The sequence below is a fragment of the Paenibacillus sp. FSL R10-2199 genome (genome assembly GCF_038000235.1).
In the GTDB taxonomy this organism is placed as follows: Bacteria; Bacillota; Bacilli; order Paenibacillales; family Paenibacillaceae; genus Paenibacillus_AQ; species Paenibacillus_AQ phytohabitans.
This window is the reverse complement of sequence record NZ_JBBOBO010000001.1, coordinates 4,438,332-4,450,977: the sequence shown is the minus strand read 5'-3', so window position 1 is coordinate 4,450,977 and position 12,646 is coordinate 4,438,332. Positions and strand designations below refer to the sequence as shown.

The following is a 12,646-nucleotide window of genomic DNA, read 5'->3' as shown; positions in this document are numbered from 1 at the left end:
GCGTTTCCCGGCGGAAACTCAGCACGACTCTTGGGTGACTACCAGCTGATGGAGTGAAATTCCTTTATATATGCAGATACGGCAGATTTGTATGTCAAACAGACTCAGAATCCTTTAGATAACCAGTTCCCGATCATTTCAGGCTTGAATGAACAAGATAACGCTCACTTAGTATTCCTCCTCTGCCGTCACCTGGCGGTCCAGATTACGGTACTGGACAGCTTCGGCAAGATGCGCAGAACCAATCTCCTCTGCCCCTTCCAGATCGGCGATGGTGCGGGCCAGCTTAATGATCCGGTCATGCGCCCGCATGCTGAGGCCTAGACTCTCCAGAATATGGTTCAGCAGCATACTCTCTTCATGCCTTAGATCTGCGTAACGGCGTAACGCCGCTCCGGAAAGCTCACTGTTCCAGGAGATCGGCAGGTGCCGGTAACGCTTAGCTTGAATAGCCTGAGCCCGCAGAACGTCCTCACGCATCCGCGCTGTAGACAACGCCGGCACATTCCGGTCCCATTCTTTCGGGCGGGGGACATCAACCTGCATGTCCATCCGGTCCAGCAGCGGTCCTGAGATTTTGGCCCGGTACTGGGCGATTCGGGCCGGACTGCAGGTACACCGCTGCTGTGAGCTGCCGTTCCCGAGAAACCCGCACATGCAGGGGTTCATGGAGCAGGCGAGCAGAAACTGGGCGGGAAATGTGAACGACGCTCTGGCCCGGCTGATGGTCACTACCCCGTCCTCCAGCGGCTGGCGGAGCACCTCAAGCACCGTACGGGAGAATTCAGGCAGCTCGTCCAGAAACAGAATTCCGCGGTGTGCCAGACTGACTTCTCCCGGCTTCGGTATTCCCCCTCCGCCAATCAGTCCGGCAGCCGAAATCGTGTGATGCGGGGAACGAAAGGGGCGGAGGCGCATCAGGCCCCATTTGCTGTCCCTCAGCTTACCGGCGGCACTGAATATCTTCATCACCTCCAGCGATTCATCATCGCTCAGGTCAGGGAGAATGCCGGGAAGGCGTTTAATCAGCATCGTTTTGCCTGTCCCCGGAGGGCCGATCAAGATAATATTATGCATTCCGGCAGCGGCAATAGTGAGCGCGCGCTTCACGTGATTCTGTCCAATTACATCGCTGTAATCCTCCTTCATCAGATGATCCTCCCGGCTCGGCGCAAGAACCTTGTTCCCTACCGGCTGATATCTCAGATGGTCCAGCGTCAGCACCTGAACTGGCGGGCGGTTCCTCGGGGACGGCTCATTGCTAACCGATACCGGAAACGGCAACTCTGTCTGCGGCATGGGTAGTTCCTGAACTTCCGAATCCGGCACTTCTGTAGGTAATCGCGGCTCCAGTCCTGGAGCTGGCTCTACCGCAAATGGAGAAGCCTGAACACCGGCAGCTGACGGTGACAACTCGCGCAAATGTCCGGCTGTATATACACGGATTCCCGTTATCAGCGCTGCTTCGGCCGCATTTCCCGGTGGTACGAGGACTGCCTGAAACCCTGCCCGGCGCGCTGCCTCTACCATAGATAACACCCCATTCACCGGACGCAGACTGCCGTCCAGCGCCAATTCTCCGATGAGCAGCATTTTCCCGGCATCCGGCATAATAAGCTGGCCGCTTGTTGTCAGAATCCCCAGGGCGATGGCCAGATCGAACGCCGATCCCTCCTTGCGCAGATCTGCAGGTGCCAGATTGATCGTAACGCGCTGCTGAGGATAGCTGTAGCCGCAGTTTTTAACCGCAGCCCGGACTCTCTCTACCGCTTCCCTCACAGCAGAATCCGGCAATCCGATGATTATCGTCTGCGGCAGCCCGTTCGCCAGATCAATTTCCACGCCGATCATTACGCCTTCAATACCGTACAAACATGCACTATGCATCTTTCCGTACACAAAAAAAACACCTCTCCTCCTGAAATACGCCCGGAACGGGCGTTTATTTCCAAGAAAAAGGGTGCTTCCTCTTTTTTCCGTTAGCTTTATTATGTTGAGTATACCTATTGCCCCTTCTATCATGCAAGGACTATTTCGCACAAGCCGCTGCACAAATCCCAATTCCCATCCGTCTTGCATAATTGTGCATCTATGACTAGAGAATCAATTTGTTCAGCCTTCCTCACTGGCCACAACGGCATCCCTGATCTGTTCAAAGGACAGCGGCGCATAATTCCAGTGCTCTACACAAATGTTAAAATGGCTGTTTCCTTCATATTTCTGTCCATGAATATGGCCATGCACATTTACGTAAGGCATATGCTTGTTCATATACATAGGTTCATGGGAGAGCATAAAAAACTCTTTATAAATGATCGGGTATTCACTGACCTCGTCAAATCCGGCTTCCAGCCACCAATTACGCCCGCGTCCGCGGTCATGATTACCGAGAATCAGGATTTTGTAGCCGTTCAGCGCAGAAACGATATTCCGGGTAGCCTCCTGATTCAAGAAGGAGAAATCCCCCAGATGAAATACCTTATCCCCTTTGCCCACCACAGCGTTCCAGCTGGCAATCATCGACTGGTCCATCTCCCCGGCACTGCCAAAGGGACGGGATTCGAAATCTATGATCAGCTTATGGCCAAAATGATGATCCGAGGTGAAAAAGACATTAGTCAAAACAGCTCCCCCATTTCAAGTACTTCAGGAATGGTTCATTTATTCCAGTTTCTCTTGGACGAACGCCGATTCACGTCAACCTGAATTAACTCGGCCAAAGGAGGGGTTTCCTCATGCTCGATCAGCCATTGACGCATTTCCTTAATGGCCTCTACCTGACCGTTCCCCTTATCCTTCCAGGTAAGCAGCTCGATGACATTGATGACAAGTGACAACAGGCTGCTGTTGCTGCTTTCCGTTTTTTCCGCACGCATTTTATGGAATAAAGCCTCATGCTCCCAGTCAATTAATATCTCTTCCGCTATTGCAGGCCGCATAACGGTAAATGTCTTATTACAATTGCTGCAGCAGACAACGGACAGAGGCTCTCCGCCCAATTCCGCTACGACTCTGTGCTCGCAATGCTGGCAAGTAAAACTTACCTGTATATCAATCGGTTGATTTCTCACTCGGACAGCCCTCCTCATGGTGACATTAAAAGTTACACTAATGTTTACCCATTTCTTTCAAGAAATGACCCATGGAGCCCATGATATGTCAAGGATAAATAAGCAGAATCGTTGAATACAGGCAAAAAAAGAGCTAAAAGGCCTCACGGATATGCCGTAGTGAAGCAATACTTAAATCTCTATTTAGCTGTACGGCGATTACATCAAAGGAAATCACCGGGTTATTCAGACCCCGCATATGTAAATACACCTGGGCTGTATTTCTCACCTGGCGGATTTTGCGTTCATCCACTGACTCCTCCGGGGTTCCCTGCACACCAGCCCCGCTCCGGCTGCGCACTTCAATGAAGACAATCCCATCTTCATATTCAGCAATAATATCAAGCTCTCCGCTGCGGCAGCGCCAGTTGCACTCCCTGATTATGTATCCCCGGGAGGACAGATACAGACTTGCCGCCTGCTCGGCAGCAGCCCCTTTTTGCCTGCGGGTATAATTCGTCCTGTCCGCCCCGTGACTCACTTCGGTCTCCGTTCCCCGGCAGAACGGTCACTCTGATATACATAACTCAGAATTTCCGCGACCAGCTGGTATAGCTGAGGCGGAATCTGCTGATCGAGATCCAGCTTAGAGAGGACCTCTACCAGCGCGGCATCCTCCTGTACAGCAACCCCGTTTTCTTTGGCTTTTTGCAGAATGATATCGGCTACCGCGCCTTGTCCTTTAGCCACAACAACCGGAGCTTCGCTTTGGCCGGGGATATATTTAAGGGCAACCGCCTTTTTGAGGTTCTGCGCAACCTTATGTTCAGACTCACTCATATGCGGTAATCGACTCCTTTGTAGGAATCTGGAACATAATCGGACTGTTTGGCGGGAGCTGCAGCCGTACTCAGCTCGGGTAACGGCTCCGTGCGCAGGCTGGACAGCTGATACCCTATAGATTCAACCGCTGTCTTAATGTCCGCACGGCGCCCTTCCAGCAGCTCCAGCACCCAGGGTTCATTATTATGCAGCTTAAGACTGACAATCCGGTCAACGACCTGCACGTCCACCATAGTCTGGCCGAGCTGCTTCATATCCAGATCGAACCACAAGCGGCAGTTCGCCGCATCCAGCTCGCCTTTGCGGCCGCGCCTGGACTGGATATGGACGGAAGCCGTCTCCTGGCCGTCCTGCCCCCGCAGCGGCAGGAACATCGTCACCTGCGCGAACGGCGCGGTGCGGTCTGAATTCAGCAGCAGCTGCTGGCCAGTCAGCTGCTGCACCAGCTGGCCCGCGGCTTCCTTGACCGCGGGCGGGACCTCGCTGCTGCCGAGAACCTGCAGCAGCACGCCCTTGAGCGTACCGGCCGCATCCTCCGCGCCGCCGGACGCCCCTTGCAGCGCCGCAGCCGGCAGCGCTGCCTCACGCCCGTGCGCAGCCGCGGCAACGCCGCCGCGCACGGCCTGCTGCTCGTGCTCCGCACCGAGCAGCTTCAGCACCCGCCCCACCCACGACTCCGTGTCGGGGGCGGGCGCCGTGCCCTGCTGCGGCTGCGCAGCCGCAGCAGAGGTGTCCCCGCGCGGCGCAGCGGGGACTTGCCCTTGCTCCGCCGGTGCTGGCGGGGCGGCATTGCCCTGCGGCGGCTGCGCGGCCGCAGGGCCTTCGCCCGCCGCGCCGGAGGCGGGCGGGGCTGTAGCGAGCTGCGGCAGCGTGACGCGCAGCTCGGTGAGCACGCCCTGCAGCTTCGCGAGCAGGGCAGTGCCCGATGATGTGCTCTGCGGCTGCGGAGCACTGCTTACCTGCGCAGCGGCTCCAGAGCCTTCCCGCACTCCTGCAGCTTCGTTCCGGCCAGCCACAGCCGCCCCCGCGCCTTCCCGCGGTCCTGCTGCTTCGTTCCGGCCAGCCGCAGCCGCCCCCGCACCTTCCCGCACTCCTGTGGCTTCGTTCCGCCCAGCCGCAGCAGCACCTGAGCCTGCCGGGTCAGTGCTGCCGTTTCCTTTGGCCGCTGCTGCTCCCGCAGGCTCTGCATCTCCTGCGGATACAGCCTTATTGGCGGACGCCGCCTCGGACAACGGCAGTTTCTGCGCCAGGCCTCCAGGCACTTCCCCCTCTGCTGCAGCATCTGCATTCAAAGCTGCAGCAGCCTGTCCAGCACTTCCTATTGCTTGCGTATTGCCAGCATTGACGTTACCATTATTACTCCCAGTGTTACTTACCATTCCTGATTCAGACTGGGTCTCTACAGAACCGGCTGCCCCCGAAGGAGCACTATTACCTGTTGTGCCAGCTTTCGATGCCGGAAGGTCAGCATCTGCATTGACTCCCGGCAGCACACCAGCCGTTACCGTATTTCCGGTAACAGGAGCTGTGGTGCCGCCTGTGAGCACTCCTGCCGCAGATTTATTCCCTCCTGCCGTTTCTGCACTCTTACCAGCATCACCCTGCTGGGCCCACACGTTCAGCTCCGATTCCAGCGTAGCCAGCAGCTGATGCAGCTTCGGACCGAATACCGCCTGCTGCAGCCCCTTCACCGTCTCAGCCGTAACCGGCAACCCGCGCTTCACGGAGATAACGGCCGCTTCCAGCCATTCCGAGGCTGGCACACCAGGCGGCTTGGCATTCATGACCGCATCCAGCTTCGCCGCCGTCTCTTTGGTCAATGCCAATCCGCCGGACTGCATCGCCTCAACAATCTCCCGCCCTGCCTTCGAATTCGTAAGGCCAAGCGATTCAATAGCTTCCCCCATACTCTGCGGTGAGGCCAGGGCCGCTTCACCCAGTGAGACAGGCTTCAGCACCGGCAATCCGTTCTCACCAGGTGTACCCACTTGCAGGTTCAGGGTCTGTCCAGGCGTAAGCGGTGTTTCCAGCTCAGCACGGACAGGCGTCCCCTGAATCTGCACCACGGCTTCCTTGCCTGAATCAGACACACTGAGTACAACGCCGCGAACAACCTGACCTTCCTTAAGCTCTACAGATTTAGGCTCTCCCGCCTTGCTGTCCCCGAGCAAGCCGCGAATGAGTGATCCGATATTCATGTTGTCCGCCTCCTGTCTCTTCTATATAATATCGGAATTATTTGTCCTTTTGATAACTGCATCTATCCTTAGAACAATGTCTGCTGCTCGGCAAGAATATTACCGATGAAGCTGCGCCGGTGCATAGGCGTTACACCCAGCGTCTTGATCTGTTCCCGGTGCAGCTTGGTTGCGTATCCTTTATGTAATTTGATCCCGTAATCCGGGTATAATTCCTCCCACAAGCCTTCACAAAGCCGGTCGCGTGTAACCTTAGCTACAATCGAGGCGGCAGCAATAGACTGGCTGCTGGCATCCCCCTTGATGATCGAACGCTGCGGCAAAGGCAAGTCCACTTTCTCTGCATCAATCAGCATATAATCGGGCTGCTGGATTAATCCTTCAACCGCCTTGCGCATAGCCAGACGCGAAGCCTGCTTAATATTTATTTCATCGATCACCGCCGATTCTACATGCCCTACACTTACCGCCAGTGCCTGATCCATAATAATCTCATACAAGGCGTCACGCTTCTTGGCCGTCAGCTTCTTGGAATCATCCACACCCTCAATAATCAGCCCGGCCGGCAAAATTACCGCAGCAGCCACCACATCCCCGAACAAGCAGCCCCGGCCCACTTCATCTACACCGGCAATGTGCTGATAAGACAGCTCCCAGCCTTCTTTTTCATACAACAGCATATCTATTGTGCTCACTTCTATCCACCTGCCAATCAGCAATTTATCCAGTTCCTCTACTAGCCAGCTTAACATACGCGGCCATTATGGTCATCCGTCATTATAATGATTTTTTGACTTGAAGCTCAGCTCTCCCTGCGTTGGATATTTCGATTTCCGGCCGCTTGGTAACACGGGATTACTTGATCTAATCCTCTATCCGCAGTTGAAACTGATTAACACAATTGCTCGCTGTCGCTCCTTCAAGTCCAAAACACTTCTTTTCGCTTTCGTTATTCTTTTGCGTTTCTATCTATCCTTGCTTGCCATTAAATAGCCAGGTTAGCCGCTGCATCGTAACAGTCCCCCAATTAACATTCTTGCAGCAAATACAACTTTTCCTTCATTAGTTCCGCTCCAATCCCAAAAATGTTGTATAGATTGCAGCATTCCCCCTCCTCCAAGCGGCTTAACGGGATTATTATTGTATTTCATACAACAATCCAGCGGAACACCCAGTTATCCATAACCCATAGTTGCATTAAGTACAACAGTTCTCCGCACTTACCCGTCCCCATCGCCAACTCCCCGTCCTGCCACGCAAAAAAAGAGCCAGTCCACAAACACGGATGGCTCTTCCATTCCAAAATTCATTCTTTAGTTAAGGCGTCTCCAGCGTAAATCGTCCAAGCTTGCCGGCGCGCAGCTCATGCAGGAGTGCGCGTGAAGCCTTCTCCAGATCTACGCGTCCGCCGCTGAGCAGACAGCCACGTTTACGTCCTACCGCTTCCATCACAGCAACGATCTCGTCCGGGTTCTCCAGATCCTCAGGCAGCTTGTCGATGCCAAAACGCTCCTGGAACCGGCTGCCGTAATCCTTCACCAGATATTTTACCGCATAGAACGCGATATCCTCAATGTTCAGGATTTCTTCCTTGATCGCTCCGGTTACCGCCAGCTTATAGCCTACAACCTGGTCCTCGAACTTCGGCCAGAGGATACCCGGGGTATCCAGAAGCTCCAGATTCCCGCCTGTCTTAATCCATTGCTGGCCCTTGGTGACCCCTGGACGGTCTCCGGTAATCGCGATACTTCTGCCCGCCATCCGGTTAATGAGTGTCGATTTGCCTACGTTGGGAATACCGACGATCAATGCGCGCATTGCCCGCGGGTTAATTCCCCTGGAAATCTGCCGGTCAATCTTTTCCTTCAGCAGCAGCTTGACCTGCTCAGGAATCTCCTTAATGCCTGTCCCGGTAGAAGCATCCACAGGATAGGCAACATGGCCCTGTTCCTTGAAGTAAGCAAGCCACTTCCGCGTTGCTTCCGGATCGGCCAGATCCGCTTTATTCAGAATAATCAGCCTTGGCTTATCCCGCAAAATATCGTCAATCATCGGATTGCGGCTGGAAAGCGGCAGACGGGAATCAAGCAGTTCTATTGCAATATCAATCAGCTTCAGCTTATCCTCAATTTGCCGTCTAGCCTTCGTCATATGACCAGGAAACCATTGAATGGCCATTGCCGTCACCTCCTTTGACTTCTGTCAGCTTAATGGTTAATTACTGTAATATCTTTGACCGGCCAGAAAATAAGGTCCGCACGGCCGACAATATCACCCAGCGGCACATAACCGATCATCCGGCTGTCTGTACTGTCTGAGCGGTTGTCCCCCATCACAAACACATGTCCTTCAGGCACTGTGCCATCCGTAAAGTCTTCATTCGGGAAGTTCTTATTGTTGTACAAAGAGTTGTTATTATGCGCATCATCAATTGCACCCTGGATATACGTTTCATTTACCGGTTCGCCGTTCACAGTTACGACATCCCCTTCAACTTTCACCGTATCGCCTGCTACACCGATGACACGCTTAATGAAGTCTCTGCCTTCAGACGGCACATGGAATACGATGACTTCACCACGCTGAGGTGTACGAATATCATAGAGAATTTCATTAACAATAACCCGTTCGCCAGTATGGAAGTTAGGCTGCATGGAAGGTCCGTCCACGATAAACGGTTTGAACAAAAGCCAGCGTATTAGAATAACCAGAACCAATGCAATTGCTATCGCTTTAATCCATTCCAGGACTTCATTTTTTGGCTTCCGGGGGCTTTGGCCGTCAGATTCTATGATCTCACCTTGCCCGGGCTGCAAATCCTGCTGCATAGTTCACCGTCCTCTCCATATGTTGTTATCTCCACTATACAATACAAAAAAACTCCTGCCAAAAACTCCCCCGCGATTACTCCTTCAGGAGGCCTTTTCGGAGAAGCTGTTCCTAAGGCACATATTTCTTAAATCAATGTTTTCATTACATAGTAAGAATAAACGAAAGGGGCTTGAACTCAAGCCCCTTTCACTTGCCGCTATTCTAGCGACGGATTTCTTTAATTCTTGCAGCTTTACCGCGAAGTTCACGAAGATAGTACAGCTTCGCACGACGAACTTTACCACGGCGAGCCACTTCAATTTTCTCGAGCTTAGGGGAGTTGATTGGGAATGTTCTTTCCACACCAACACCATAAGAGATTTTACGAACTGTAAAAGTCTCACCGATACCACCGCCGCGACGTTTGATTACAACGCCTTCGAACAACTGGATCCGTTCACGAGTTCCTTCGATAACTTTTACATGCACCTTCAAAGTGTCACCCGGGCGAAAACTCGGGATATCTTTGCGAAGTTGCTCTTGCGTAATTGCTTGTAGGATATTCATTTAGGACTTCCTCCTTCCGTACAGGTGTTCTTGCCTCTTCCGGAGAGCCATTGCTCTCCCTCATTATCCGCAGAGGACCACCGTATTCCACACAACAGAAATAATATTACCACACGGCAGAAATAAAGACAAGTATAAAATTCAATATAGAAGAATATATATGCTTCGCACTATAAATTCCCATTCTATTTCTCGCTGAAACGGTACCGTCCTGTTAAGGACGGCATAGCGTTGCTACTTGTTTAGAGTGGCAGCATATCCCGTTTCTTCGCTTTGACCTTGCAATCCTTGCAGAGTCCGACCACACTTCCGTTATCCTGGGCATAAAAAACCAGCTTGCCGTTTCTCTTCTTACAGGAAGAGCAAAGCTGATCTGCAGCGTTCTGCTTAGCCTTGCGGTGCCCTTCCATAGATATTACGTTGCTGGCTTTAACCGTTATTGGTGCTTGAGGCTGCTCCCTGTTCATCCGGTTGCGGGAAATTACATAAACAACTGCACCAACCAACAAAATAATGAAGACCGCCGCATATTGCATTTGGCTCATCCGCTCCTCTGACTTCATCAGTCAAAATAGTAAACAGACCTGGTTCCGCCTTACCTTCTGTGCCGGTCTGTTCCAGCTGCCAGGAATGATTATTCCGGTCTTTAGATCTAACGCTAGTTTAACATATTGCATCATCAAAATGTAGTCAACAGGCTTACTGGACTATGGTCCAGTACAGCAACCCGCCGCCAGCCCGTTATCCATATATTTTCCATAATATATAATAATAAATATACATAAGCAAATTACTAACCTTCAGGAGGGTATATATATTGAAGAAAAATCACAACACCGCAATTGTTGCAGCAGTAGCCGTCTTTTCCATCGCTTTACTGGCCGGATGCAGGGAGCTTCCCGGTAAAGAGGCAGCAGATCATCAGCTGGAGCAGCGTCTGTCCGGAAACTTCCAGCAGGAAGCCGCAGAGGCGGTTAAGCAGAGCATCGGAAAGGCAACCGTCTCGCTAGGAGATGCAGTCCAGACGACAACAGACAGGATTGAACAAAAGATTAATGATGAGGGTATCAGCAGAGAATTCTCCACCTCCCTGCCGGCGGGTTCAGCCTCTGAATTTAAGCTTGATAATGTTCTGGGTGAAATCAGCTTAGTTCCCGCTTCCGGGGACGAGATTGTTGTCAAAGCCACCGTTGTTGTCCATGATCGTTCGTCTAACGACGACGCTTCCGAGGTACTTGACCACGCTGAAGTATCGATTGAACATAAAAGTGGCGTGCTGACCGTTTCCACTCACGGAGAGGATAGCCCGAAGAAGAATCTTTGGGACTGGTCACAGAAGGAATACGGGCATTCAGACTTCAGTATTAATTATGTAGTTGAGCTTCCGGATACAGTGAACTATGTTGAGATCAATAATAATGTAGGCTCCACACAGCTCCGCGGTCTGCAGGGTACCTTTGATATCGTCAGCAATGTCGGAAGCATCATTTTTCAGGATACTGTTTTCACAGGCAAATCTTCAATTAAGTCTAATACAGGAAGTATCGAGCTTGGTATTTCCAGTATGGATAGCGGCAGTAGTCTTAAAGCTGAAAGCGATATAGGTAAAATATCCGCCGATCTTGCCAGTTCAGTACAATGTACTGTGGAAGCTGAGAGTGAGCTGGGCCATATAGCCGGCGCTGCAGGCGGCAAGCAGGATTATAACGGCGGCGGTCCGCTGGTAACGCTAACTACCCAGATTGGAGCAATATCCGTTAATAATTAGAAAAGTGGGCGTTCCTGTTTTCCAGGAGCCCACTTTTTAATTTGTGCTCTTATCAGATCAGCGCAATGGCCAGCAAAGTAAACAGGCTGAGTGTAAGGATTTCGCTGCCATAACCGAAGTACCCCCCATAATAATTCCCTGCGCCCCCCGGATAGAATGCCGAGGTTTTCATTTTGCCGTTGCCTTTTGTTTTCAGATACACATTGTTCCGGTCCACATCCACAATAACCCCTTCATGACGTTTGCCGTCAGTGGTCATAATGCGCACCCGCTTATTTTTACAATGGAGACAATTATAATAAGCTTCCATCTGCTGATTCCTCCTCAATCGTGTTTCTGTATCTTATGAGGGGAGGGATAAGCCGGTAACGGCAATAGCCATGAGGCAAATGTCTATAATTATTGCAGCTGTGAATTCAAGAACTTGTGAACATTGTGTATCATTTTTCGAAGAAAAGGGGTATTATTAAGATAATAATACGAATTGAAGCGCTTACGATTGTGAACAATAATCTACAATTCATAAGGAGGCAGGAATCATGAGCACAGCAGGCAGACGTTTCATTAATGAAGGAGTACTTCGTATCGCCTGGTTCATCATATTCACATCGCTCACCTACACGGTGCGCAATTATACTTGGGCTATTGTACTGCTTATGGTTGTTGCTGTATATTCACTGGTCACCGGGATCATCATGCTTACCCGCCAGGATAGGGACAGGGGCAGAGCTTAACCGGCGTTATTCGCATAAAAGTTAAAAACACTTCCACAGAGCTAACGGCCCTGACGGAAGTGTTTTTTGGATCGGAGTAACAGGATTCGAACCTGCGGCCTCATCCACCCCAAGGATGCGCGCTACCTGGCTGCGCTATACCCCGACATCTATGTATGCTTGCCTACAAAATAAGATACGCGCCCTCTTTTAACAATATGCCCGAAAACGGTTACTTCCTGTTTATATTTTATATATACCGCAGAATTATTTTACTTTCAAGTACATTTTATATTTATTTTTTTAAAACTATTATTCAAATTTTATGGATTTTTCATATAAGCTATGCTATACTCTTGGCACAAGGAAAGGAGGTGCGTTCACATCAAGCATGACATGCTGAACGTATCCCTTACCCGGACCAACGGCTGAATCACTGGCCCTGGTGGCGCGGGATACGGATCAAAGGTACAAACTAGCGCCTCGGGTAGAAAGACCGTCTACGGACGGTCTTTTTTTATGGGATCAGAATGTAGACGGGTTGTTTTGTGTCTATAGATCTGTTTCTCTACACTCCATCACGAAATAAATAACCGCTAAAGCCAGCGAACTTAGGGTCCGTCTGTCTTTAGCGGTTATTTGTGTGCTCTGCTACAGTATCACCGAGCCTATGGAACCTGCTTCCAGGGTCTTGTT

14 protein-coding genes and 1 tRNA gene are annotated in these 12,646 nt (G+C 51.4%); 2 read left to right on the top strand and 13 right to left on the bottom strand.

What is annotated here, in order from left to right; all coding sequences use genetic code 11:
- Nucleotides 1-168: 168 nt before the first annotated feature.
- From NYE33_RS19320 to NYE33_RS19270, 11 genes are all read right to left on the bottom strand, one after another.
- On the bottom strand, nt 169-1,899 hold the full coding sequence (locus NYE33_RS19320; protein ID WP_341067065.1) for a YifB family Mg chelatase-like AAA ATPase: 1,731 nt from the start codon (nt 1,897-1,899) through the stop codon (nt 169-171).
- A 213-nt stretch (nt 1,900-2,112) separates the two neighbouring features.
- Complete coding sequence (locus tag NYE33_RS19315; RefSeq protein ID WP_042138178.1) at nt 2,113-2,622, bottom strand: metallophosphoesterase; 510 nt, start codon at nt 2,620-2,622, stop codon at nt 2,113-2,115.
- A 35-nt stretch (nt 2,623-2,657) separates the two neighbouring features.
- Nucleotides 2,658-2,876, bottom strand: a complete 219-nt coding sequence (locus NYE33_RS19310; RefSeq protein ID WP_156118658.1) for a hypothetical protein — start codon at nt 2,874-2,876, stop codon at nt 2,658-2,660.
- 328 nt (nt 2,877-3,204) lie between these two features.
- A complete protein-coding gene (locus NYE33_RS19305) occupies nt 3,205-3,591 on the bottom strand; it encodes a YraN family protein (RefSeq protein ID WP_042138181.1) in 387 nt (128 codons plus the stop codon).
- A complete protein-coding gene (locus NYE33_RS19300; protein WP_042138182.1) occupies nt 3,588-3,890 on the bottom strand; it encodes an EscU/YscU/HrcU family type III secretion system export apparatus switch protein in 303 nt (100 codons plus the stop codon). Before NYE33_RS19300 ends, NYE33_RS19305 begins: the two co-directional genes overlap by 4 nt.
- Nucleotides 3,887-6,091 (bottom strand): DNA ligase, encoded by a 2,205-nt coding sequence (locus tag NYE33_RS19295; protein ID WP_341067062.1) that lies wholly within the window; start codon nt 6,089-6,091, stop codon nt 3,887-3,889. The genes NYE33_RS19300 and NYE33_RS19295 overlap by 4 nt, the downstream gene beginning before the upstream one ends.
- Nucleotides 6,092-6,159: 68 nt before the next feature.
- Nucleotides 6,160-6,771 (bottom strand): ribonuclease HII, encoded by a 612-nt coding sequence (locus tag NYE33_RS19290; RefSeq protein WP_340948925.1) that lies wholly within the window; start codon nt 6,769-6,771, stop codon nt 6,160-6,162.
- A 637-nt stretch (nt 6,772-7,408) separates the two neighbouring features.
- Complete coding sequence (ylqF, locus tag NYE33_RS19285; RefSeq protein ID WP_039309356.1) at nt 7,409-8,269, bottom strand: ribosome biogenesis GTPase YlqF; 861 nt, start codon at nt 8,267-8,269, stop codon at nt 7,409-7,411.
- A 29-nt stretch (nt 8,270-8,298) separates the two neighbouring features.
- Nucleotides 8,299-8,919 (bottom strand): signal peptidase I, encoded by a 621-nt coding sequence (gene lepB / locus NYE33_RS19280; RefSeq protein WP_076246963.1) that lies wholly within the window; start codon nt 8,917-8,919, stop codon nt 8,299-8,301.
- Between the two features lie 205 nt (nt 8,920-9,124).
- On the bottom strand, nt 9,125-9,469 hold the full coding sequence (rplS, locus tag NYE33_RS19275; RefSeq protein WP_039309361.1) for a 50S ribosomal protein L19: 345 nt from the start codon (nt 9,467-9,469) through the stop codon (nt 9,125-9,127).
- A 242-nt stretch (nt 9,470-9,711) separates the two neighbouring features.
- Entirely contained in the window at nt 9,712-10,032 is a 321-nt protein-coding gene (locus NYE33_RS19270) for a hypothetical protein (RefSeq protein ID WP_156118659.1), read from the bottom strand.
- 254 nt (nt 10,033-10,286) lie between these two features.
- On the opposite strand from NYE33_RS19270, the gene NYE33_RS19265 reads away from it, so the two are divergent.
- The gene (locus NYE33_RS19265; RefSeq protein ID WP_076246966.1) at nt 10,287-11,237 is read left to right on the top strand and encodes a hypothetical protein; all 951 of its coding nucleotides are present in this window, start codon (nt 10,287-10,289) and stop codon (nt 11,235-11,237) included.
- Nucleotides 11,238-11,289: 52 nt separating this feature from the next.
- Here NYE33_RS19265 and NYE33_RS19260 read toward each other — a convergent pair whose 3' ends face one another.
- Nucleotides 11,290-11,547 carry a hypothetical protein gene (locus NYE33_RS19260; protein WP_341067061.1) on the bottom strand — a complete coding sequence of 86 codons (258 nt, stop codon included), beginning with the start codon at nt 11,545-11,547 and terminating at the stop codon, nt 11,290-11,292.
- A 229-nt stretch (nt 11,548-11,776) separates the two neighbouring features.
- Here NYE33_RS19260 and NYE33_RS19255 point away from each other — a divergent pair, with 229 nt between their 5' ends.
- Nucleotides 11,777-11,971 carry a hypothetical protein gene (locus NYE33_RS19255; protein ID WP_039309369.1) on the top strand — a complete coding sequence of 65 codons (195 nt, stop codon included), beginning with the start codon at nt 11,777-11,779 and terminating at the stop codon, nt 11,969-11,971.
- Nucleotides 11,972-12,038: 67 nt separating this feature from the next.
- Here the strand turns inward: NYE33_RS19255 and NYE33_RS19250 are convergent.
- Nucleotides 12,039-12,117: transfer RNA gene (locus tag NYE33_RS19250), tRNA-Pro, on the bottom strand.
- Nucleotides 12,118-12,646 lie beyond the last annotated feature (529 nt).

Bases quoted from the DNA above. Each gene is read 5' to 3' on its own strand.
- NYE33_RS19310 (WP_156118658.1), bottom strand. From the start codon at position 2,876: ATGCGTGCGGAAAAAACGGAAAGCAGCAACAGCAGCCTGTTGTCACTT.
- NYE33_RS19300 (WP_042138182.1), bottom strand. From the start codon at position 3,890: ATGAGTGAGTCTGAACATAAGGTTGCGCAGAACCTCAAAAAGGCGGTT.
- NYE33_RS19295 (WP_341067062.1), bottom strand. From the start codon at position 6,091: ATGAATATCGGATCACTCATTCGCGGCTTGCTCGGGGACAGCAAGGCG.
- NYE33_RS19290 (WP_340948925.1), bottom strand. From the start codon at position 6,771: ATGCTGTTGTATGAAAAAGAAGGCTGGGAGCTGTCTTATCAGCACATT.
- ylqF (WP_039309356.1), bottom strand. From the start codon at position 8,269: ATGGCCATTCAATGGTTTCCTGGTCATATGACGAAGGCTAGACGGCAA.
- lepB (WP_076246963.1), bottom strand. From the start codon at position 8,919: ATGCAGCAGGATTTGCAGCCCGGGCAAGGTGAGATCATAGAATCTGAC.
- rplS (WP_039309361.1), bottom strand. From the start codon at position 9,469: ATGAATATCCTACAAGCAATTACGCAAGAGCAACTTCGCAAAGATATC.
- NYE33_RS19270 (WP_156118659.1), bottom strand. From the start codon at position 10,032: ATGAAGTCAGAGGAGCGGATGAGCCAAATGCAATATGCGGCGGTCTTC.
- NYE33_RS19260 (WP_341067061.1), bottom strand. From the start codon at position 11,547: ATGGAAGCTTATTATAATTGTCTCCATTGTAAAAATAAGCGGGTGCGC.
- NYE33_RS19255 (WP_039309369.1), top strand. From the start codon at position 11,777: ATGAGCACAGCAGGCAGACGTTTCATTAATGAAGGAGTACTTCGTATC.